The organism is Sinorhizobium sp. BG8 (assembly GCF_016864555.1).
Taxonomy (GTDB): domain Bacteria; phylum Pseudomonadota; class Alphaproteobacteria; order Rhizobiales; family Rhizobiaceae; genus BG8.
Window position 1 is genome coordinate 1,232,598 of record NZ_CP044011.1, and the last position, 22,354, is coordinate 1,254,951.

The 22,354-nt window shown below is 62.2% G+C and carries 18 protein-coding genes, 1 tRNA gene and 2 pseudogenes; 12 read left to right on the forward strand and 9 right to left on the reverse strand.

Annotated elements, in window-relative coordinates:
- The first annotated feature begins 276 nt into the window (after nt 1–276).
- Both F3Y30_RS05700 and F3Y30_RS05705 read left to right on the forward strand, forming a co-directional pair.
- Nucleotides 277–2,322 (forward strand): calcium-binding protein, encoded by a 2,046-nt coding sequence (locus F3Y30_RS05700; protein WP_203425538.1) that lies wholly within the window; start codon nt 277–279, stop codon nt 2,320–2,322.
- A 317-nt stretch (nt 2,323–2,639) separates the two neighbouring features.
- Nucleotides 2,640–2,713 (forward strand) — tRNA-Gly (locus tag F3Y30_RS05705).
- Between the two features lie 13 nt (nt 2,714–2,726).
- Here the strand turns inward: F3Y30_RS05705 and F3Y30_RS05710 are convergent.
- Nucleotides 2,727–4,139: an XRE family transcriptional regulator gene (locus F3Y30_RS05710; RefSeq protein WP_203425539.1), complete on the reverse strand. Its 1,413-nt coding sequence runs from the start codon at nt 4,137–4,139 to the stop codon at nt 2,727–2,729.
- Between the two features lie 134 nt (nt 4,140–4,273).
- On the opposite strand from F3Y30_RS05710, the pseudogene F3Y30_RS05715 reads away from it, so the two are divergent.
- The 8 genes and pseudogenes from F3Y30_RS05715 (at nt 4,274) to fhuB (ending at nt 14,399) form a co-directional block, all read left to right on the forward strand.
- A pseudogene (locus F3Y30_RS05715) lies at nt 4,274–5,805 on the forward strand (acyl-CoA carboxylase subunit beta).
- 12 nt (nt 5,806–5,817) lie between these two features.
- The gene (locus F3Y30_RS05720) at nt 5,818–6,195 is read left to right on the forward strand and encodes a hypothetical protein (protein ID WP_203425540.1); all 378 of its coding nucleotides are present in this window, start codon (nt 5,818–5,820) and stop codon (nt 6,193–6,195) included.
- A gap of 2 nt (nt 6,196–6,197) precedes the next feature.
- Nucleotides 6,198–8,204, forward strand: coding sequence for an acetyl/propionyl/methylcrotonyl-CoA carboxylase subunit alpha (locus F3Y30_RS05725; protein ID WP_246752879.1), 2,007 nt, complete (start codon nt 6,198–6,200; stop codon nt 8,202–8,204).
- On the forward strand, nt 8,204–10,348 hold the full coding sequence (gene scpA / locus F3Y30_RS05730; protein ID WP_203425542.1) for a methylmalonyl-CoA mutase: 2,145 nt from the start codon (nt 8,204–8,206) through the stop codon (nt 10,346–10,348). Before F3Y30_RS05725 ends, scpA begins: the two co-directional genes overlap by 1 nt.
- Before the next feature lie 220 nt (nt 10,349–10,568).
- Nucleotides 10,569–10,709, forward strand: coding sequence for a hypothetical protein (locus F3Y30_RS05735; protein WP_203425543.1), 141 nt, complete (start codon nt 10,569–10,571; stop codon nt 10,707–10,709).
- Between the two features lie 3 nt (nt 10,710–10,712).
- Entirely contained in the window at nt 10,713–11,531 is an 819-nt protein-coding gene (locus F3Y30_RS05740; RefSeq protein ID WP_203425544.1) for an ATP-binding cassette domain-containing protein, read from the forward strand.
- Nucleotides 11,521–12,423, forward strand: a complete 903-nt coding sequence (locus F3Y30_RS05745) for an ABC transporter substrate-binding protein (protein WP_203426496.1) — start codon at nt 11,521–11,523, stop codon at nt 12,421–12,423. The genes F3Y30_RS05740 and F3Y30_RS05745 overlap by 11 nt, the downstream gene beginning before the upstream one ends.
- Entirely contained in the window at nt 12,420–14,399 is a 1,980-nt protein-coding gene (gene fhuB, locus F3Y30_RS05750) for a Fe(3+)-hydroxamate ABC transporter permease FhuB (RefSeq protein ID WP_203425545.1), read from the forward strand. The genes F3Y30_RS05745 and fhuB overlap by 4 nt, the downstream gene beginning before the upstream one ends.
- Before the next feature lie 375 nt (nt 14,400–14,774).
- Here the strand turns inward: fhuB and F3Y30_RS26210 are convergent.
- A pseudogene (locus tag F3Y30_RS26210) lies at nt 14,775–15,659 on the reverse strand (glycosyltransferase); the annotation flags it as partial.
- Nucleotides 15,656–16,348 carry a hypothetical protein gene (locus tag F3Y30_RS26215; RefSeq protein WP_246752880.1) on the reverse strand — a complete coding sequence of 231 codons (693 nt, stop codon included), beginning with the start codon at nt 16,346–16,348 and terminating at the stop codon, nt 15,656–15,658. The pseudogene F3Y30_RS26210 and the gene F3Y30_RS26215, both read right to left, overlap by 4 nt.
- 57 nt (nt 16,349–16,405) lie before the next feature.
- Between F3Y30_RS26215 and F3Y30_RS05760 the strand changes: the two genes are divergently transcribed.
- Entirely contained in the window at nt 16,406–17,284 is an 879-nt protein-coding gene (locus tag F3Y30_RS05760; RefSeq protein WP_203425546.1) for a transporter substrate-binding domain-containing protein, read from the forward strand.
- Nucleotides 17,285–17,290: 6 nt separating this feature from the next.
- On the opposite strand, the gene F3Y30_RS05765 is transcribed toward F3Y30_RS05760, so the two are convergent.
- The 6 genes from F3Y30_RS05765 to F3Y30_RS05790 form a co-directional block, all read right to left on the reverse strand.
- The gene (locus F3Y30_RS05765) at nt 17,291–17,704 is read right to left on the reverse strand and encodes a tellurite resistance TerB family protein (RefSeq protein WP_203425547.1); all 414 of its coding nucleotides are present in this window, start codon (nt 17,702–17,704) and stop codon (nt 17,291–17,293) included.
- Between the two features lie 42 nt (nt 17,705–17,746).
- On the reverse strand, nt 17,747–18,466 hold the full coding sequence (locus tag F3Y30_RS05770; RefSeq protein ID WP_203425548.1) for a thermonuclease family protein: 720 nt from the start codon (nt 18,464–18,466) through the stop codon (nt 17,747–17,749).
- 11 nt (nt 18,467–18,477) lie between these two features.
- Entirely contained in the window at nt 18,478–19,143 is a 666-nt protein-coding gene (locus tag F3Y30_RS05775; RefSeq protein ID WP_203425549.1) for a helix-turn-helix transcriptional regulator, read from the reverse strand.
- 117 nt (nt 19,144–19,260) lie between these two features.
- Nucleotides 19,261–20,142 carry a DMT family transporter gene (locus tag F3Y30_RS05780; protein ID WP_203425550.1) on the reverse strand — a complete coding sequence of 294 codons (882 nt, stop codon included), beginning with the start codon at nt 20,140–20,142 and terminating at the stop codon, nt 19,261–19,263.
- A 130-nt stretch (nt 20,143–20,272) separates the two neighbouring features.
- Nucleotides 20,273–20,698 (reverse strand): hypothetical protein, encoded by a 426-nt coding sequence (locus F3Y30_RS05785; protein WP_203425551.1) that lies wholly within the window; start codon nt 20,696–20,698, stop codon nt 20,273–20,275.
- A 249-nt stretch (nt 20,699–20,947) separates the two neighbouring features.
- Nucleotides 20,948–21,193, reverse strand: a complete 246-nt coding sequence (locus tag F3Y30_RS05790; protein ID WP_246752881.1) for a hypothetical protein — start codon at nt 21,191–21,193, stop codon at nt 20,948–20,950.
- A 197-nt stretch (nt 21,194–21,390) separates the two neighbouring features.
- Between F3Y30_RS05790 and F3Y30_RS05795 the strand changes: the two genes are divergently transcribed.
- A complete protein-coding gene (locus F3Y30_RS05795; protein ID WP_203425552.1) occupies nt 21,391–22,326 on the forward strand; it encodes a DMT family transporter in 936 nt (311 codons plus the stop codon).
- Nucleotides 22,327–22,354: the final 28 nt, after the last annotated feature.

The following is a 22,354-nucleotide window of genomic DNA, read 5'->3' on the forward strand; positions in this document are numbered from 1 at the left end:
TTCATCCCGGGACGCTCAGATCTGGGAAGCCATCAAGTGAAAAATGGCTTCAAGTCCAATCACCCCCACGAAAATGATGGGCAAGTCGATGGAAAGCGAAGCGAACGCAGCCATAGGCTTGGAGATTTTCAGCGACCTCACCAACTTGGGTGATGTCGCGCTTTAGGAGCCGCGCTAGTTCTGATCTGCCGACGCTTGATTTAAGTCGGCCTGTGCGCCGAATAGACGTTTGTTCGGCACAGGAAAAGAAATTTTCAGTAAGAATAGGGGCGTTCGATGACCATCGAAATAACTGGTGCCAAAACAACGACCTATATTTTGAGGGACGCGAACTATCAAACGATAAACTTCGTTTCTGCAGCCAGTATTATCGTCTCGCGCGGAGCGGGCATATCGGCAAGCGGCGTCAACAATTCGATTTTCAATCTGAGCGGAAGCATAACGATCAATGATACCTACGCGAGATCGTATGGCGTCACCGCGTCAGGAGACGGGAATACGTTCAACATCGCGATTTCATTCCAATTTTCGGAAGACAATCCTTACGTGGAAACGGGAGCGATGTTCATTCAAGGAAAGAACAACACAATAAACAATCGCTCCACACTGGATTATAGAGAAGACATCCGCGTGAGCGGACCCGGAAGCCAAGTAAATAACTACGGCATGCTTTCTAGACTGGAAATTTCCACTGAGATGAGCGTGTACAACGAAGGGCAGATGGGCGTTGTCGTGGTGCGAGATGAGTTTTTTCGAACCAATAACGCGACGACTGTCGTAAATGCCGGGGAGTGGGGCGGCCTTAATAATTCTGGATCGTTGCAAGTATTAAATGCTTTCGAAGGCAGCGCATTTTCGGAAACCATTGTAAATCTATCTTCCATTTCGGCGGACGTTCTACTTGGTGGCGGCAATGATACCTTCAACAACGATGGCGGTTATATGGGGGCGACCGTCTTCGGAGGGGCGGGGGATGACACCTTCATCTTTGACCGGGGCGAAGTGCGCGGACTAGCTGGCTATTTGCCAGGAAACTTTAGCATCGTTGAGAAGGCTGGTGAGGGAACCGACAGTCTAATAGTTACAGCGGAGTTTCTCGAAAGCGCGGTCACAGACATCCAGCTAGTCGACAATGTCGAAAACGTCGTCCTTCAGGGCGCGGCCCCAGGGCGAACCGTTAGAGGTAACCTGCTCGATAACATCATGACCGGTAACGCCGGTAACAACGTCTTTGAAGGCGGCGCGGGAAACGACACCCTGACCGGTGGAGGCGGCGCAGATAATCTCGATGGTGGCGCCGGAACGGACACGGCTGTTTTCTCGGGTGTCAAAGCCAACTATAGTTACGTGAAGAGCCCCGATGGTACCTGGACCGTCACCGACAAGCGCAGTGGCGCAAGCGATGGTGTCGATGTACTCACTTCTGTCGAGAAGCTGCAATTCGGCGATGCCGTAGTCGATCTTACGAGTTCGAACACGCGACCCGTAATATCCTCGAACGGCGGCGGCTCGACTGCGGCCGTCAAGATCGCCGAGACAAGGACCGCAGTAAGCATCGTGAAGGCGACGGATGCCGAACAGACGGCCATCATCTATTCGCTTTCTGGTGGCGCCGATGCGGCGCTCTTCGCGATCAACTCGACGACAGGTGCCCTTGCATTTAAGGCCGCTCCCGATTTTGAAGCTGCAAAGGACGTAGGGAAGAACAACGTTTACGACGTGATCGTCAGAGCAAGCGACGGCGAACTCTACGATACCCAAACGCTGAAGATCAGTGTTACCAATGTTGCCGGCCTCACGATCAACGGAACGTCAGGCGCCGATACCTTGAGCGGAGGCGGAGAGGAAGATGTGATCAGCGGCAAGGCAGGCGCAGACACGCTGAACGGCGGTGTCGGAAACGATGTTCTCGCTGGAGGGGACGGGAAGGATACCCTGAAAGGCGGCCAAGGAAATGACATTCTATATGGTGGTCTTCATTCCGATTTGTTCACCGGCGGCAGCGGGAATGATGTCTTTGTCTTTAACACGAAGATCGGGTCGGCGAACGTCGACAGGATAAGTGACTTCTCGGTCGCGAATGACACGATCTGGCTGGACGATGATGTCTTTACGAGGATCGGGAAGGTCGGAGATCTGGCTTCTTCCGCCTTTTGGATCGGGAAGAAGGCGCACGATGCAAGCGACCGGATTATTTACGACAAATCTTCTGGCAAGCTTTGGTACGACGCTGATGGAACCGGATCGGCGGCGGCCAAGCAGGTCGCTCTGATCGGCAAGAACCTTGCTTTGACAGCCAATGACTTCGACATAATCGCATAACGCCCGTATTCTCCGAACTTATGTTCGGACGTAGGCTGTTCTAGCTGTCGTGCCCATCTATTGGCGGGCCGCATTTAAGCAACGACACTCACGATTACAGAAAAATGCCAAACGCAATGTTTCGGGTGCCGCCCTCTGGCCGCCGAGCTATTGTGAGGCTTCGGGTACCCGCGCGCGCCGTCAATGCGCTGGGCGCCGTCGAGGAGAGGCGTGGCTGTGCGAGGTCGCAGGACATCGACTGGCTTGCAGCCGTCGCGGTCGGCCGCAGCTGACTTGACATGCTTCTCAAACTCGCAGATGACTGCGCCAGGCCATTCGCGGGTATGATGTAATGGTAGCCTGTCAGCTTCCCAAGCTGAACGCGCGGGTTCGATTCCCGCTACCCGCTCCACTTTCCCCTGTGCCTATACCAGCCGGTATGGTGTTGCTTCCCTGACATTGTGGTCGATCGTGAGCTTGCGCCGGAAAGGCGGAACGGCGCGGCTTGCGCAGTTCGGGCGTTCGCAGATCCGGCAGGAAATGCCGATCGGGTCGAAGGCGGAACGGTTTGTGAGGTCGAGGTCGTCGGCATAGACGAACTGGTCGGCGTAGGAGATCTCGCAGCCGAGAGAGAGGGCGAAACTCGGATGTGCGGCGCGAAAGCCCGCCGCCCCCTTGTTGATCTGCGTGGCAAGGCAGAGGTAGCGCGCGCCATCGGGCGTTTCCGCCAGCTGCCGTATGATCCGGCCCGGCGTTTCGAATGCCTGGTGCACGTTCCAGAGGGGACAGGCCGCGCCGAAGCGGGCGAACTGCAGCTTGGCAGCGCTGTGGCGCTTGGTGATGTTTCCCGCCCTGTCGATCCGCGCGAAGAACATGGGAACGCCTTTCTGGCCCGGCCGCTGCAGCGTCGACAGGCGGTGGCACACCTGTTCGAGCGAAGCGCCGAAGCGAGCGGCAAGCAGCTCGATGTCGTGGCGCAGGTCGCGGGCCGTCCGCAGAAAGACCTGGTATGGCAGGATCAGCGCCCCGGCAAAATAGTTCTGCAGGCCGATACGACAGATGTCGAGCGCCTCGGCGGTGCGGAAGCCGGCTCCGTTCGCGATCGCGTCGATCTGAGGTCCGGCGTGGAGCTGGGCGATCTGCAGGGCGAGCTGGAAGTCGCGCGTCGATGCGGGCAGATAGGGGTTGATGGTCAGCAGGCGGTTTTCGGGGTCGAAACGGCGGACCGCATCGTCATTCACGGAAGGGCGAACAATGCGTACCCCGTGGCGTTCCTCGAGGTAGGAGGAGAGCGCGGCATGCGCACCGCCGTCTCCGATCGAGAGTTCGGCGGACAGCCGTTCGGCGGTCACGTCGAGCTCGTGGATGTAGTTGTCGACGAAATGGAAGAAGTCGCGCACTTCCTCGTATGGGGTGCGCTCCGTCATTTCCGTCGATCGACCGATCGTGGTGTCGAGGCTCGCGAGCTGCTCGCTGTTGCGGCGATAGGCCTGGTGGCAGAGGATCAGCGCATGGGCGATGCCCGGCGCATTCTGCGTGATCAGCTTCAGCTCCTGCAGGCTCGGCGAATAGGCGTCGAACAGCGGGTCGGACAGGGCCTCGGAAAGTGCGGAGAGGAGGCGATCCACCTCACCGGTGGATAGGTCCGCGATATCCATCTGGAACTTTTCCGCAAGCGCCAGCAGGACGGACGCGGAAACGGGCCGCTGATTGTTTTCGATCTGGTTGAGGTAGCTGGTCGATATGCCGATGCGCTCGGCGAACTGACTCTGCGTCGCCTGGTTGGCAAGCCGCAGGTCCCGGACCTTCCTGCCGATGAAGAGCTTTCCGATAGCCATTTGCAATTTCGCAATATTCAGTTAGCAATTTTATAAATCCACATTTGCGCACGTTCAACCATTTTCTCGCAGCGACTGGCAGGCTAGGGGAGGGCAGAGTTATGATGCGTCTGCCTGACGGCAGGGGAGGAAACATGCGCCAAGTACTGGAACAACTCGAAGCCCGCCGCGCCGAAGCGCGCCTTGGTGGGGGGAAGCGGCGCATCGAAGCGCAGCATGGCAAGGGCAAGCTCACGGCCCGCGAGCGCATCGAGGTCCTGCTCGATGAGGGTTCGTTCGAGGAATACGACATGTACGTCACCCACCGTGCCGTCGACTTCGGCATGGCGGAGCAGAAGGTGGCGGGAGATGGCGTGGTGACCGGCTGGGGCACCATAAACGGCCGGCAGGTCTATGTCTTTTCCCAGGACTTTACAGTCCTCGGCGGATCCCTTTCGGAAACCCATGCCCAGAAGATCTGCAAGATCATGGACATGGCGGTCAGAAATGGCGCTCCGGTGATCGGTCTGAACGATAGCGGTGGTGCCCGCATCCAGGAGGGCGTCGCATCGCTTGCAGGCTATGCGGAAGTGTTCCGGCGCAACGCCGAGGCGTCGGGCGTTATCCCGCAGATCTCGGTCATTATGGGCCCTGCGCAGGTGGCGCAGTCTACTCGCCCGCCATGACAGATTTCATCTTCATGGTGCGTGACAGCTCCTACATGTTCGTGACCGGTCCGGACGTCGTGAAAACGGTCACCAACGAGATCGTAACCGCCGAGGAACTGGGTGGGGCCCGAACCCATACCCACAAGTCCTCCGTTGCCGATGCGGCCTACGAGAATGACGTCGAAACGTTGGAGCAGGTCCGTCTCCTGTTCGATTTCCTGCCTCTCAACAATCGCGAGAAGCCGCCCGTCCGCCCGTTCCACGATGATCCCGCGCGGCTCGAGGCTCGCCTCGATACGCTGATCCCCACCAGTTCCAACAAGCCCTACGACATGAAGGAGCTGATCTACGCGATTGGCGACGAGGGCGATTTCTTCGAGCTGCAGGAAAGCTTCGCCCGTAACATCGTCACCGGCTTCATCCGCATCGAGGGCCAGTCTGTCGGCGTCGTCGCTAACCAGCCGATGGTGCTTGCCGGCTGCCTCGACATCGACTCCTCCCGCAAGGCCGCACGCTTCGTGCGCTTCTGCGATGCTTTCAATATTCCCCTTCTTACCCTGGTCGATGTGCCCGGCTTCCTGCCTGGCACCAGCCAGGAATACGGCGGCGTCATCAAGCATGGCGCGAAGCTTCTCTTCGCCTACAGCCAGGCGACCGTGCCGATGGTGACGCTCATCACCCGCAAGGCCTATGGCGGCGCCTATGACGTGATGGCCTCCAAGCACATCGGCGCCGACGTCAACTACGCCTGGCCCAGCGCCGAAATTGCGGTGATGGGGGCGAAGGGCGCGACTGAGATCCTCTATCGCTCAGAACTCGGCGACGCGGAAAAGATCGCTGCGCGCACGAAGGAATATGAGGAGCGCTTCGCCAATCCCTTCGTCGCCGCCGAACGCGGCTTCATCGACGAAGTGATCATGCCGCATTCGTCCCGTCGACGCATCGCCCGTGCCTTCGCCTCGCTCCGCAACAAGCGGCAGGAGCAGCTGTGGCGCAAGCACGATACGATCCCGCTGTAAGGGAGCTGGCTCATGGCTGACCTTCCCGATATGACCAAACACAAGGGCTTCCCGTCCGGGATGCCCGGCACCGGCGTGCAGTTCACCATTCGTCGCGCCAATCCGAAGGGCGTGACCGCCCTCAAGGCCCTGCCCCGCAAGGCCCGTCCGGGCACCAAGGAACACCGCATCGATGCGGCCTTCCTGCACGCCCTCTGGCACTATTTCAGGACCGAGCCGTTCGAGCGCGGTAACCTGGATGCCGCCAGACTTAACCTTCTTTTCGGCCGTGAAGTCATCGCGGCGGACAAGGATTTCGATCCGCTTTCCTACGAGTCCATGCTGGTGATCGACGAAAAGGTCGCCAGGCAGAACTTCCCGGAATCATTTGAAGACGTATTCGAGGTGTGACGGTGACAATCAAGAAAATCCTCATCGCCAATCGTGGTGAAATCGCCTGCCGCGTCATCAAGACCGCGAAGAAGCTCGGTATCGCCACCGTCGCCGTCTATTCCGATGCCGATGCCGATGCGCTGCATGTGAAGATGGCTGACGAAGCCGTTCATATCGGCCCGGCTCCATCGAGCCAGTCCTATATCGTCATTGAGAAGATCATGGATGCCATCCGGGAGACCGGTGCGGATGCGGTGCATCCCGGCTACGGCTTCCTGTCGGAAAATGCCGCCTTCGCCGAGGCGCTCAGGAACGAAGGCGTCACCTTCATCGGTCCGCCGGTCGGTGCGATCGAGGCGATGGGCGACAAGATCACTTCGAAGAAGCTGGCGGCGGAAGCTGGCGTGTCCACCGTGCCCGGCCACATGGGCCTGATCGAGGACGCGGCACAGGCCGTCGCGATCGCGTCGTCGATCGGCTATCCCGTCATGATCAAGGCGTCCGCCGGCGGCGGCGGCAAGGGCATGCGCATCGCCTGGAACGACGACGAGGCACGCGAGGGCTTCCGGTCCTCGAAGAACGAGGCGAAATCCTCCTTCGGCGACGACCGCATCTTCATCGAAAAGTTCGTTACCCAGCCGCGCCACATCGAGATCCAGGTGCTCGGCGACAAGCATGGTACGGTGCTCTATCTCGGCGAGCGCGAATGCTCCATCCAGCGCCGGAACCAGAAGGTTATCGAGGAGGCGCCTTCGCCCTTCCTCGACGAAGCGACGCGGCGGGCCATGGGAGAGCAGGCGGTCGCGCTTTCGAAAGCCGTCGGCTACCATTCGGCGGGAACGGTCGAGTTCATCGTCGACGGCGACCGCAATTTCTACTTCCTGGAAATGAACACCCGCCTGCAGGTCGAGCACCCCGTCACGGAGCTGATCACCGGCATCGATCTCGTAGAGCAGATGATCCGCGTAGCCGCCGGCGAGAAACTGTCCTTCGGACAGGAGGACGTCAAGCTCGACGGCTGGGCGATCGAAAGCCGGCTCTACGCAGAGGATCCCTTCCGCAATTTCCTGCCCTCCATCGGCCGTCTGACGCGCTATCGCCCGCCACAGGAAGGAAAGCGAAGCGATGGCACGACGCTGCGCAACGACACGGGCGTCTTCGAGGGTGGCGAAATCTCGATGTACTACGATCCGATGATCGCCAAGCTTTGCACGCACGCTGCGGATCGCCTCGGCGCGATCGATGCCATGAGCGCGGCACTGGACGATTTCCAGGTCGAGGGTATCGGTCACAATCTGCCGTTCCTCTCGGCCGTCATGCGTCAGCAGCGCTTTCGTGAGGGACGGCTTACCACGGCCTATATCGCCGAGGAGTTCCCCGACGGCTTTCACGGCGTCGAACCGGGCGAGGCCGATGCCAAGAATCTTGCCGCCGTGGCCGTTTTCATTCAGCAGACACTGCAGGAGCGCGCCGTGCAGATTTCCGGCACCATCGGAAATCATCGCCGCGTCGTCGGGCACCGTTGGGTCGTCACCCTCTCCGGGCGCGAACTCGAGGTGGAAAGCCGCGTTTCGGTCGATGGCACCCAAGCGGTCTTCGCCGACGGAACCAGCCTTTCGCTTGCCGGCAACTGGATGCCCGGACGGACGATCGCGTCTTTCAGCATCGGCAATCAGCCGATGAGTGTTAAGGTGGACATCCAGGGGGCTGCGATCAGGCTGCGCTGGCGCGGCATCGATACTGTCGCGCGCGTACGAACCCCGCGCGTGGCGGAACTCGCCCGCCTGATGCCGAAGAAGCTCCCGCCTGACACGTCGAAGATGCTGCTCTGCCCGATGCCGGGCGTAGTCACGGCGGTCAACGTCAAGGAAGGCGACGTCGTCGAAGCCGGACAGGCACTCGCCACCATCGAGGCGATGAAGATGGAGAACATTCTTCGCGCTGAGAAGCGCGCCACCGTCATACGTGTTGCCGCCACCGAGGGCGCAAGCCTGGCGGTCGACGAGCTGATCATGGAGTTCGAATGATGGCCGAGAAGACTCTGAAGGATTGGGAGGTCCTCGCCGAGAAGGAACTGAAGTCCCCGGCGGGTGATCTTGTCTGGCACACGCCGGAAGGCATCGACGTCAAGCCGCTCTACACCGAAGACGATCTTGCCGGCTTCGAACACCTCGGATCGCTCCCCGGCTTCGCGCCCTTCACCCGGGGCCCGCGTGCCACGATGTATGCCGGTCGCCCCTGGACGATCCGCCAGTACGCCGGCTTCTCCACCGCGGAGGCGTCCAATGCTTTCTACCGCAAGGCGCTCGCTGCCGGACAGAAGGGACTGTCGGTCGCCTTCGATCTTGCCACGCATCGTGGCTACGACAGCGACCACCCGCGTGTAGAGGGAGATGTCGGCAAGGCGGGCGTGGCGATCGACAGCGTCGAGGACATGAAGATCCTCTTCGACGGCATCCCGCTTCAGGACATGTCCGTCTCCATGACCATGAACGGTGCCGTCATCCCTATCCTGGCGAACTTCATCGTCGCGGGCGAGGAGCAGGGCGTGCCTCGGGCGGATCTCTCCGGCACCATCCAGAACGATATCCTCAAGGAGTTCATGGTTCGCAACACCTACATCTATCCGCCGGAACCCTCGATGCGCATCGTTGCTGACATCATCGAGTACACGGCGAAGGAGATGCCGAAGTTCAACTCGATCTCGATCTCCGGCTACCACATGCAGGAGGCGGGTGCGACGCTGGTGCAAGAGCTCGCCTTCACGCTTGCCGACGGGCGGGAATATGTGCGCGCGGCTCTCGCCAAGGGATTGAACGTCGACGATTTCGCCGGTCGCCTCTCCTTCTTTTTCGCGATCGGCATGAACTTCTTCATGGAGGCCGCGAAGCTGCGCGCTGCGCGGTTGCTGTGGACCCGCATCATGGAGGAGTTCCAACCCAAGAAGGCATCCTCCCTGATGCTGCGCACCCATTGCCAGACGTCAGGCGTCTCGCTGCAGGAACAGGATCCCTACAACAACGTCATCCGCACTGCTTTCGAGGCAATGTCGGCGGCGCTCGGCGGCACCCAGTCGCTCCATACCAATTCCTTTGACGAGGCGATCGCGCTGCCGACGGAATTCTCCGCCCGCATTGCCCGCAACACACAGCTGATCCTCCAGCATGAAACCGGTGTGACGAAGGTCGTCGATCCGTTGGCCGGTTCCTACTATGTGGAGAGCCTTACCCATGAACTCGCGGAGAAGGCCTGGGCGCTGATCGAAGAGGTGGAGGCGCTGGGCGGCATGACGAAGGCCGTCACGGAAGGGCTTCCAAAGCGGTTGATCGAGGAGGCCGCAACGCGTCGCCAGGCCGCGGTGGACAAGGGAGAAGAGGTCATCGTCGGCGTCAACAAGTATCGGCTCGAGACCGAGGATACTATCGACATCCTCGCCATCGATAACACCGCCGTGCGCGCTGCACAGATCCGGCGGATCGAGGAGACAAAGCGCCGACGCGATTCCGTCTCCGTCGAGGAAACGCTCCGTGCCCTTGTCGAGGTGGCGTCCTCGGGCAAGGGCAACATCCTTGCCGCCGCAGTCGAGGCCGCAAGGGCGCGCGCGACCGTCGGCGAGATCTCCGATGCCTTGCGCCGTGCCTTCGGAGACCATGCGGCAACCCCGGAGGTGGTCACGAATATCTACGGAAAGGCCTACGAAGACGAACCGGAAATGAAGGTTCTTGCCGAGCGACTGGCGCACTATTCGCAGGAAGCAGGCAGAATCCCGCGCATCATGGTCGCCAAGCTCGGGCAGGATGGCCACGATCGGGGTGCCAAGGTTATCGCGTCGGCCTTCGGAGACATCGGTTTCGAGGTGCTGGCGGGACCACTCTTCCAGACTCCGAACGAGGCGGCCGATCTGGCGATTGCAAGTGAGGTCAACGTGATCGGGATGTCGTCCCTCGCCGCGGGACACAAGACGCTGGCCCCACAGCTCGTCGAGGCGCTGAAGGCCAAGGGAGCCGAAGATATCATCGTCGTCGTCGGCGGTGTCGTTCCGCGCCAGGACTACCAGTTCCTCCTCGATCACGGTGTCTCGGCCGTCTTCGGGCCGGGAACGAACGTTCTCGATGCGGCGCGTGCGGTTCTGGATCTGGTGGAACGGCGAAAATCAAACACCTGGGCTTGATGGCGACAGCCGCGATCCGCTCACGGGGTGTGTGCAAAAGCCAAAGCAACCTGCGCGGGTTCGTGCAACCGTGAATTTCAGGCAGAATACGGCAAACTAATCCCCGATTTTTCTGCTCGACTTATTGTTGAGCAGGAAAATCATGTTTATAGCATGGTCAAACTCTGGCGCCGGGCCGTTCCCTGGTGTTCTCCGTGCCGTATTCATTCAGGAGTTTGCCTTGCAATATCCGTTCGTTATCCGCATTCCACAGGCAATGTCCGTCAGCACACACGACTGGATGGGAAACCAGATGCCGCGGGTCGTATCGGAAGCGACGAGCCATGCCGCCGGCACCAACGTCAACACCTATGGCTGCTGACAGATGACGGTGCTCGCGAAAACCGGCGTGGACCACGGCGCCGATTTGAAACTTACCTTTTCGACCGAAGGCGTGAGCTTCTCGGCAGGTGGCAAGGTACTGCTCCATCCGGCTGATATCAGTTTCAAGCCGGGTGAGGTGTCGGCGCTCGTCGGGCACAATGGCTCCGGCAAGTCGACACTGCTGAAGCTGCTCGCCCGGCAGCTTGAACCAGAGACCGGGACCGTGCGCTTCGCCGGTGAGCCGGCCGGCCGATGGAACGCCCGGGCCTTCGCCCGCGCCGTCGCCTATCTGCCGCAGGACGCGCCCGCGGCACCCGGCATGACGGCCCGCGAGCTTGTCGCCTGCGGTCGCTATCCCTGGCATGGCGCGCTCGGGCGCTTTACCGAGAAGGATCGGGAGAAGGTCGAGGAGGCGCTGCGCCTGACCCATGTCGAGCACCTCGCGGACCGGCTCGTCGATACGCTCTCCGGTGGCGAGCGGCAGCGCGTCTGGATTGCCATGCTTGTCGCGCAGGACAGCCGCTGCCTGCTGCTCGACGAACCCACTTCCGCCCTCGACGTCGCCCACCAGATCGAGGTCCTGGGTCTTGTCCGCAGCCTCTCCCATGCCAAGGGGCTGAGCGTGGTTGTGGTGCTTCACGACATCAACATGGCCGCACGTTTCTGCGACCGCATTTTCGCGCTGAAGGGGGGAAGGTTCATCGCTGAGGGCGAACCAGGCGAACTGATGAACGCGGCGACGCTTGCCCATATCTACGGTATCGACATGGATGTCGTTCCGCACCCGGGCTCCGGGGCGCCCATTGCCTATGTTGTCTGAGCCGGTTGCTGCCCGGACGGCGCTCTCTCGGCGCACGGTCCTTGCCGCGGCGCTTGCCGCGCTCGTTCCCGGCGTATCCGCGAGCGCTTCGGGCTTTCCCTCGCGGATCGTCTCGCTCGACTATGGCATCGCCTCGACGCTTCTTGCGATCGGCGTCGTGCCGGTCGGCATCGCCGACGCAGAGGACTGGAAGATCTGGATGGTGCAACCGGACCTGCCCGCGTCCGTTGCCGATGTCGGCGACGACCTCGAGGTGAACTTCGAGGCGCTTGTGAGGCTAAAGCCCGATCTGATCTTCTCCACGCCCTATCTCGAACCGCAGAAGGCAGCTCTCGAGAATATCGCCCCGGTGGTGACGCTCACCATCTACGCGCCCGATGGCGATCCCCTGATGCGGTCGGTCGCTGCCACCCGCGCGATCGGCGACCGGCTGGGCCGGCAGGTCGAAGCCGAGCGCTTTCTCGCGGAAGCCGAGGCGGCCTTCGAGGCGTTCGCCGTTCGCATCGCCCGGATCTCGCCGCCCCCGGTCGCCCTCGTCACACATCTCGATGACAGGCATGCCCGCGTCTACGGGGGCCACAGTCTCTATGACAACGTCCTGCAGAAGATTGGGGTGCGCAATGCCTGGACCGGGACGAGCAACTTTTGGGGATTTGAAACCATCGGGCTCGAGACGCTCTCGGCAGTGGCAGACGATGCGCGCCTGATCTCCTTCGAACCGCTTCCCCCTGACATCGCGAACATGAAGGCGACGAGCCCGCTGTGGCAGAACCTTCCCTTCGTCGCGGCAGGACGGGTTTCCGTTCTGCCCGGCGTCCTGATGTTTGGAATGCTTCCCTCCGCGCTGCGCTTTGCCGAGCTGCTGACGGATCATCTGGAAAGCCTCTCATGATCTCCGCACGCAGTCCTGCTTTCGGCGCCGCCCTTGTTTGCTTTGTCATGTTCGCGGCCGCCACGGTGATGTTCGGGTTGCGCGCCGGGCCCGAATTGTCCCGGTTGGCCGAAACCGCGGTGGGCTACGATCCCGCGCGCATGACCCTGCTCTATGCCGTTCTGCCGCGTCTCGTCACGGCACTCTTGTGCGGGGCCGCGCTCGCGCTCTCGGGTACGCTGTTCCAGCAGGTGCTGCTGAACCCGCTTGCTTCGCCTACCACCCTCGGTATCTCGTCCGGCGCAAGCCTTGCGCTCGCGATCGCCGGTCTCTTGATGCCTGGCCTGATTGGTGTCGGGCGTGATCTTGTCGCGCTTGGCGGCAGTGCCATCGTCGCCGGCCTTGTCTTCTTCCTCGGCGCGCGCAGGGGGTTCTCGCCTTTCTCGCTCGTGCTTTCGGGCATGGTGATCAGCCTGTGGTGCGGCGCGCTTTCAGCGATCCTCGTTCTCATGAACGAGCGCTATCTGGTGAGCCTCTTCATATGGGGCAGCGGCTCGCTCTCGCAGCAGAGCTGGCAGATCGTCTTCTCGCTCTTGCCACGCCTCGCCATTTTGTTCGTTGCCGCGGCACTCCTTGTGCGACCGCTCGCGATGCTGGATCTCGGGGAAACCTCGGCATCGTCGATCGGCGTGTCGGTTGGTACGCTGAGGGTCGCGGCCGTTGGCGTCGCGGTGGCGCTCGCCGCGTTTGTCACCAGTGCCGTCGGCGTCATCGGCTTCGTCGGACTGATCGCACCCATTCTGGCCCGCCTTCTCGGCGCGCGGACCCTGCGCCAGCAGCTGCTGTGGTCGCCGCTGCTTGGCGCCGCACTGCTCTTCCTGACCGACGAGGCGGTACAGTGGCTGGCTGGAGCGATGTCGGAGTTCCTGCCGACAGGTGCAGTCACGGCGATCTTCGGCTCGCCGCTGCTGCTCCTTCTGCTGCCGCGCCTGAAGACCCGACACCGGGTGATGCCTAGACCGCCCCTGCAGAACAGGTTTGGTCGCCCGGGCCGCCGCGAGGCACTTCTTTTCGTCGGGCTTCTGTTGCCGGTACTGCTGATCGCCGCATTGTTTGTGGGGCGGTCGCCAACGGGCGGCTTCGCGCTTCTGCCGTTCTCGGAGTGGCAGACGATCCTGCCCTTCCGCTTTCCGCGCGTTCTCGCCGCGCTTGCCGCGGGCACCATGCTCGCGGTCTCGGGAACCCTTCTGCAGAGACTGACCGGAAACGAGATGGCCAGTCCCGAAGTTGTCGGGATCAGCGCTGGCGCAACGCTCGGCGTCGCAGTCGCGCTCTTCGTCACTGTCGCACCTGGTCAGGGTTTCCTCGCGGTCTCGGCCGCCGGCGGCGCGCTTGTGGTGCTCCTTGCCATCTTCGCGCTCGGCCTCAAATCGGGTATGGCGCCGGAACGCGTGCTGCTCGTCGGCATTGCGCTCGGCGCAATGACCGATGCTTTGACGGGCATCCTCGGCGCGACCGGAGACCCGCGTGCCCTGATCCTGATGCGCTGGATGAGCGGCTCGACCTACGGAATCGATACGACAACCGCGATGGCGCTCGTGCTCGCCACCGCATGCCTGGTGCCGCTTGCGGCGGCGGCTTGGCGCTGGCTCGATCTCCTGCCCCTCGGGCCTGTGCCGGCGGCGTCGGTCGGCGTGCCCGTGCGCCTTGCCCGCTCCGCACTTTTCCTGCTCTCGGCGCTACTCGCGGCCGTTGCGACCATCGCCGCCGGTCCAGTCAGTTTCGCCGGCCTGATGGCGCCACATCTCGCTCGCGAGCTGGGGTTCCATCGCGCTTTGCCACAGCTCGTCGTGGCGGCGGCGTGCGGCGGAGCGCTGCTGGTCATCGCCGACTGGCTCGGCAGGATGCTGTTCTTTCCCTACCAGATTTCCGCCGGCCTCGTTTCCGCGCTCGTTGGCGCTCCCTTCCTGATGCTCCTCCTGCGCCGGCGCGGATGATCGGACCCGGTCAAGCGCCGCATTGACCGGTCGGCCGCCGGCGGGCCGGTGCGCCGTCTTGTTCCAGAAGAAGGGACGTGACCTCAGTTCCGCCACCGCACGCCATGCGGCGACTGACATCAGGAGCCAGTAGGGGATCGTACAGATCCATCTGTAGCCGATCGCCGCCCGTTCGCCGCGCGTCAGCGGTGCCAAGCCGAGTGCGAGGAAGACGGCATAGCTGCCGAATATGTTGACCATGTCGATGACGAAGAGCACGAGGGCCAGGATCCCGGGGCTGTATCGTCCGTCCATCATCATCTGCCAGGTGAGCGTCACGACATAGGTGAGCACCAGAGGATGCAGCAGCGAGGAGAGGATCAGGCCGCCGATCAGCACCTGGAAGACCACGAAGGGCATCAAGCCCATCTCGCCGATCAGCCGGCCCGGGCGCCGCATCATGACCAGCCACGTCTGAAGCCATCCCTTGAACCAGCGCGTCCTCTGGCCGATCCAGCTCGGCACGTCCGTCGGTGCTTCCTCGAGCGTCGGGCGGGTCAGCACGTCGCAGCTGTATTTGAGGCGGTAGAGCCGCATTCCGAGATCGGCGTCCTCGGTGACGTTGTGTGGATCCCACCCACCGGAGCGCCTGAGGACGCTCGTTCGAAAGTGGTTCGACGTTCCGCCAAGCGGCATTGGCAGCCGGCTCTGTCCCAGCAGGGGCAGGAGGCCGCGAAACAGGGCCGCGTATTCGAGCGCGAACAGCGCGCTCAGCCAGGTCTCGCTGCCATTGGTGACGACGAGCGGGGCCTGGAGACAGGCAAGGTCGTCGGGGGAATGCCGAAACCTCTGCCACGCCTCCTCGATCTGGCGGGGATGAGGACGGTCTTCGGCGTCATAGATCACCAGAAACTCGCCGGCCGCGGCCGGCAGTGCATAGGAGAGCGCCTTGGGTTTCGTGCGGGGAAGCGAGGGAGGCACTTCGACGATTTCGTATTCGGGGCCAAGCTTCATGGCTCTAAGCGCATTGATGGTTGTCTCGTCGTCGGCTTCGCAGATCAGCTTGATATCCAGTCGCGAGCGCGGCCATTCGAGGCGATCCAGGACCCGGACGAGTTGTGAGACGACATCCGCCTCGCGATAGAGCGCCACGAAGACCGAGTAGACAGGGCGGGGCAGGTCTATCTCGGCGAGCGGAACGAAGCGTGCCGGCTGCCCATGTCGGCCAAGCGCGACGAGGCGTACGAGGAAGGCGAGCAGAAACAGAACGGTGACGATCACGTGCAGCAGAAGGAGTGCCGCCAGAGGGCCAGGACGGCGAGCGAGAGAAGGCTCGCGAGCGTCAGCCCGGTGTAGAAACCCTGCCTGCCCCAGAGCGTGACGCGGGCGCTGAACTCCGGTGTCTCCTCGAAAAGTCGCGCCGTCGTCTCGCGGACACGCCTCAGCTGCCCGGAGCGCCAGATTGCTGCGCGCGCGCCGTATGGCGTGGTCACGGCAAGCATCGCTCGCAGTGAAGGCGATTGCTCGAGCGCATCCTTGATCTCGGTGATCCGCGAAGCTGCGGGCACCATCGCAATCTGCGGCGGTCGCGCGGGAAAGGTCAACCGTATTGCGCGCGGGGTGACAAGCTGCGTATCCGCGCCTTCGATGTCGACCACCTGCTCCGGGTCGATTTCCGGTAGATAAGGCAGGCCGAGCAATTCGGCGAGCGCTTCGTAGTAGATCGCCTCGTTCACGGTGCCGCCCGCCAGAAGCTCCGTCTCCGCGGTAGTCCCGTTGCGGACGGCTGAGATCACCGCTGCCGAGATTGCCGGTTTGGAAATACCCATGCGCCTGAGAAATTGTGCTTCCTCAAGCAGGGCGGGCGGCAGGTGCCGCGCTTGCCGGCTTTCCCGCATGTGTGGACGTGCCGTCGCGATGTCCTTCGCGGTAGCCAATGGCCTGTCTTCGGGATAGTCTGCGATGCGCATGCAGCAATCCGCCGCCAGGTCATGGCGCCGTCCCCTCTAAACCCCAAGTTGATAATAATGCGGCCAGCGGTTGTTACACTCTTAAAATTCTATGGGTTCCTCTCGGTCGCAGCCTGGCTTTTTCTCTCTTCCGCCATCGGAACGAAGGCAGAGGATGCCGCGAGCGATACTTTCCCGATCCTGTTCGATGCCCGAGAGAGGATCGCCAAGCCCGATCTCTCGGGGATCCAGCGGCTGAGATTCCTGACGACGGTGGATTTTCCGCCTTTCAACTTCATCGATCAGACCGGGAAATTGTCCGGCCTGCATGTCGACCTGATCCGGGAAATCTGCAAGGAACTGGACATCGCGGCGCGCTGCCAGGTGCAGGCAGTCACCTTTCCCGAGCTGAGCGACGCACTGGAGAACGGAAACGGCGAAGCGGTTATTGCCGGCATGGCTGTCACGACCGATCTGCGCCGGCGGTTCGCCTTCTCGCGGCCGTTCATGCGACTTCCTGCCCGTTTCGCCGTCGGGCGGAAGGCGGAGCTGTCCGGCGACACCGCTGCCGCGCTGAAAGGCCGCTCGGTTGGCGTCGTCTCGGGCACGGTTCATGAGGAAATGCTGAAGGCCTACTTCCCGGACGTCAAGCCTGCGCCCTTTGCCGATCGTGGTGCGATGCTGTCCGCATTCAAGGACGGAAAGGTGGAGGCGGTGTTCGCGGATGGCATGCAACTCGCCTTCTGGACCGCGGGTGCGGATTCGAGCGCCTGCTGCCGCTTGTTCGCCGGCCCCTATTTCTCAGAGCGGTATCTCGGCGAAGGGCTGACGATCATGGCGCGTAAGGATGACGAGGCGACGATCGTCGCCGCGATCGACCACGCATTGCTGGCCCTTTCGCGAAACGGCCGCCTGGCGGAAATCTATCTGCGCTATTTCCCGAACGGCCTGTTCTAAAGGGCCTCAGATCTTCCTGAAGCGGGCGATCGCGCCGCGCTCGATTGCCGCGCAGGTAAGCTTGTCGAGCCCAAGCCGATCGCGCAGCAGCTGGAGAAGGCGGATCTCCTCGTTCCGAATGCGGTGATCCGCGGCGGCAATCTCGACCGCAAGTGCGTAGGCCGTATCGTGAAGCTCGGCCGGCAGCGCTTCCCGGATGACTTCGAGTGTGATGTCGAGACCTTCCGCTCCGGCGATCAGCGCGCCGCATTCGCGTGAAAGAGGAATGAGCTTTTCCTCGTCGAAACCGTCAAAAATGGGCAGGAACCGGACGAGCCGCCCGATGCGCGCGAGCTCCTTGTCCGAGATCACCTTGTCCACCGCCGACATCATTACCATGACATAGACGAGTGCGTCCTGGTGGCCGAGTCTGTCGTTCATTTGTCGTTCCTATGCTTGATCTGTTGCTCTCGGGCCTTGACCTCAAAGTCCGTCGGAGCCGGCTGCACGCGGGTCGGGACCGTAGAGTCCAAGGCCCGCTTCCCGTGCCTGTTTCGCTGCCGTCTCGAATTCCGATCCCGGTACAGCTTCCGCCCAGCCGTTTTCGACGAGCCACAGCGAGAGGTCCTTGCCGGCGACGGTGCAGTGTGCCGTCGTGGTTCCGGTCCACTCGGCGGAAGCAAGTCCGCAGTCGAGCGTACGCCCGCGCAGATATTCCGCGAACTCGGTTCGCGCCATCTCCCCGCAGGGCCATGTGTCGCCGCCCGCGGTCGTGCATTGTTTGTCGAGGTCGACGGGAACGATGCCTTCGAGCTCCAGCGTGCGCTGCCCGAAGGCAAGCCTTCCGGCGCCAAGCACGGAGGGCAGGGAAAGAACGACGCCCGTCGTGCCTGTTTGCTGGGGCGCGCTTGTCGTTTCGCTTCCGGCTTCTGCGGTAAGGTCCGGCAGGGCCTCCTGCTGCACGCCTTGCTCCGTTGCCGCCTCTGGTGACGTCACGGCCGGGTCAATGGGAAAATCATCCTCTGCAACCGCTTCTCCGCTTTCTTCGGGCGAGGGCACGTCGAGTGTGAAGCTGCCTGCCGCACCTTCCTCGCGGCCGCGGATCGTGGCGGCGCCGGAAGCGAGTATGCCGACAGTCATCGCCAGGCAGAGAACACCGCCGGCAGTCGTCTTGGCGAAGGAGGAAAAAGCGGTCTTTGCCATCGTGTCTCTGCCTACTGGCTCGCCCAGATGATCCGGGCGATCCACTCGATTTCGTCTATGTCGAAGCTGCGGTTCGGATGCTCGGGATTGAGCGAAAGGAGCTCGATGGCCCGCGGGCTCTGGCGGTGAAGGATCTTCGCCATGACCTCGCCCTCCTTGCTCTTGACCACCACGCGATCACCGCGCCTGACCTGTGCGCCGGGCTCCACGATCAGGACATCGCCGTCGCGATAGAGCGGCATCATGCTGTCGCCCTGGACCTCGAGCGCGTAGACACCCTGTTTCCGGCCGGGTGACGCAGGAAAGTCAACGACATCCCATCCCTGTCCGGCGGGAAAGCCGCCATCGTCGAAGAAGCCGCCGGCACCGGCCTGCGCGAAGCCGAGAAGCGGGATGGTTCCCGACTGCGGAGGGAACGCACCCTGGGGCAGACCAGCCACGCCGCGCTCCCGTGCCTGCAGGCCGATGAACTCGTCGATCGTTGCGCCCGTCGCGTCGAGAACCTTGGCGATGGATTCTGTCGATGGCCAGCGAAGCCGTCCGTCGGAGCCGAGGCGCTTGGACTTGTTGAAGGAGGTGGGATCGAGACCAGCCCTCCGTGCAAGGCCGGAGGGAGTAAGCCGATGGCGTTCGGCCAAGGCGTCGATCGCGGCCCAGATCCTGTCATGGGAAAACATCTTCGCACATCCTGCCAGCTCGACGGACCCGCGCAGCCGGATCCGGGTTAGCGAAAACAATAGCGAATGGCATTTCGGGAGTAAAGCAAAAAGGAATATAATCCTGTCGCCTCGCGATCACGTTTGTTCCCTGTTTCGCCGTGCGACGACACTTTCCCGCCAGATCGTGAATATACCGGCACCCACGACGATGACTGACCCCGCGATCATGTTGAGATTGAGGGTCTCGCCGAATATCACAACCGCGATGATCGCCGACATTACGAGCTGGAGATAGGTAAGCGGTTGCACCGATGCGGCGTCGAGCAGGTCGTAGGCGCGGATCAGGCAGTAATGGCTGGCGATCCCGGTCATGCACAGCGCCAGCATCCAGATCCAGTCGACGGGGGCCAGTTGGGTCCAGTAGAAGGGGCCGACGAAAGTAATGGCGACCGCACCGGCAACACCGGTGTAGAAGAAACTCGTGGTGGAAGAATCGTCCCGGTTCGCGAGACGGGTGCCGATGACATAGAGCGCAAACATCGCCGCACCCGAGAGTGGCAGCAGCAGGCTCGGCTCGAACGAGCCTCTCTCCGGCTTGAGGATGAGGAGAACGCCGGCAAATCCGACGGCGATCGCCGTCCACCGTCTCCAACCGACGCGCTCTCCGAGCAACGGCATCGACAGGAGCGCCACGAAGAGCGGGCCGGCCGACAGGATCGCCTGCGAATGGGCAAGCCCGACCGTGCTGAAGGAGGTGATCACGATGACGATCTGCACTGCAAGTCCCACGCCGCGCAGGATCTGTATGACGGGTCGCTTGGTGCGTACCGCCGCCCGCAGTCCGCCCTTGGAGCGGGTGGCCATGACTACGACGAAGGCGGCGAAGGCCCAGAAGCGGATCATCGAGATGAAAACCGGCGGATATGCACCGCCGAGATGCTTCGAAATGCCGTCCTGAATCGCGAAAATCGTTATCGCCAGGAGGGTGTAGACGTAGCCGTTCTTTCTGTCGTTCATGCCGCTGCGCATATACCCCGCAATGCTGCATTGCACGCGAAAACTTCGCCCGGGCAGCAGATTAGCTGACCGTTGCAGGGTAGCGGCGTTGGCGGGACGAAACGGCGGCGGCCGTCACCTGGCCACGGGGTCAGCCGCGGCGATACTCCAGCACATCGATACGCATGTTGATCGCATCGACGATCTGCGGATGGAGGCGCTTCTGGTTGACCGAGAGTTTGGAGATGCGGACGTCCCCGGTCTGGTCGATCGGCAGGAATTCGCAGCGCGCAATGTTCCGGCCCTCCGGCCCGAAGCTCATGATGCGCGTGTTGGCATCTGGGCTCTTGACGAGACGGACCTCGCCGGCATTGGAGGAGAGACGCCGGACGGCGTAGACGCAGTAAGCCTCGCGGTAGATTTCGCCGAGGCTCGTCTTGCTCGCGGTGGTGGTGTCGCCGATCGGAAGCGGACGAGCGGAAAGGATCGTGAAGCCGCCGCTGACGGTGGCAATGGCTGCAAGAAGAAGGCCGGCGATGACTGGGGCCTTCACGAATCGAACGTATTGGCTGGGCATCTTTCTCTCCTGGCGCCGCAAAAACCCCGCGCTTGCCGAGCGTTTTCGCTAGCATTCCGTTTTTTTGTACTGTGGTGTTGTTCCCACTCCACGTTTCGTAATGCTTTCCTATTCGGTGCGTTTTGGTTTCATTTCGATAATCCTGACGAAAGAGGGAAAACCCGGACGTCCCCCGTCCGGGTTTTCCCCGCAATGCCCGCCAGGAGACCGGCTGGCGGCATTGCGACGGGAATGTCCTTCCGGAAAGCCTCACCCGCAGATGCGCACGCGCTTGATTACGAGGTTGCCCCAGGCGTCGTAGCGACGGACCTTCTTCCAGAGGCAGGTGCTGTAGCTGTCGTAGATCTGGATGTATCCGCCGTGGTGATGGTGATGATGATGGTGGTGATGATGATGACCGCCGTGGCCGATGTAGATGCGGGCCGCCTGCGAGGGAGCGGCAAAGGATGTGGCTGCGGCGATGGCGACGACGGCGGACAGGATGATCTTGCGCATGGTGTTCTCCTCTGGGGCGTTTCGAGGATGGAGACGTCCATCCCATGTGCCTAATGTCCCATGAAAGGAGAGGCGCCGCTGTTTCGCGCGGAACAGGGGAGATGAGGGATGGGGCGAGATCGCGTTCGCGCGATTGGGATGGTGGTCACGGAAAAATGACGTCCGGGCGGGCGGCCGCCTCCCTTCCAAACGGACCGATGACGCGCTATCAGAGACGTGGCGCGAAACGTGCGCCGTCCTGGAACCTTCCCGTGCAAAAGACCGCAATCTCCGGCATCCTGCTGACGAGTTTCTCCTATTTCCTGTTCTCGCTCCAGGACGCATCGGTCAAGTGGCTGGTCGTGGCCCTGCCGGTCTGGCAGATTCTGTTCGTGCGCAGCGTCACCATCTTCGGCCTCTGTCTTGCGATCGGGCGCGGCGAGCTGGTGCGCAAGGCAGTGCGTTCCCCTGTTCTGAAGCCGATGTTTCTCCGAAATGTCCTTCTGCTCGCCGCATGGCTCTCCTACTACAATGCCGCACGGGACCTGGGTCTCGCAGAATTGACGACACTCTACTACGCCTCGCCGATCGTCATGACGCTGCTGTCGGTGCCGGTTCTGCGCGAAGTGGTGCCGCTGAACCGCTGGGTGGCCGTGCTCACGGGGTTCGTCGGCGTCCTGATCGCCTGCAACATCTTCGGAACCGGCCTGTCGCTATCCTTCCCCGTCTACCTGGCGCTTCAGGCCGCGGTGTTCTGGGCCGTGGCGACTGTGCTGTTGCGCAAGACCGCGCTTCAGGAGACGACCCTTGTTCAGATGACCATATCGAGCGGCTTCTTCATCGTGTTCACGGGAACGGTCGTTCCCTTTGCGTGGACGGAGGTGGCGCTCGGCGACCTCGCGCTCATGGCGGCGACAGGCGCTCTCGCCGGCATCGCCCAGTTCGCCCTGTTCGAAGGCATGCGCCGCGCGCCGGTCTCCATGCTCGCACCCTTTGAATACTCCTCGCTCGTCTGGGCCTTTGCGCTCGGCTTCCTCATCTGGGGAGACGTGCCCGCGGCGAACGTGTTCCTGGGAGCAGCCCTTATCTTCTCCGCTGGCATGATCATCATTGCCGCCGAGCGGTGGTCGCGCAGGCTTAACGCGAACGCCTGACGGGCGACGTGAGGCGAATGCGACGGCG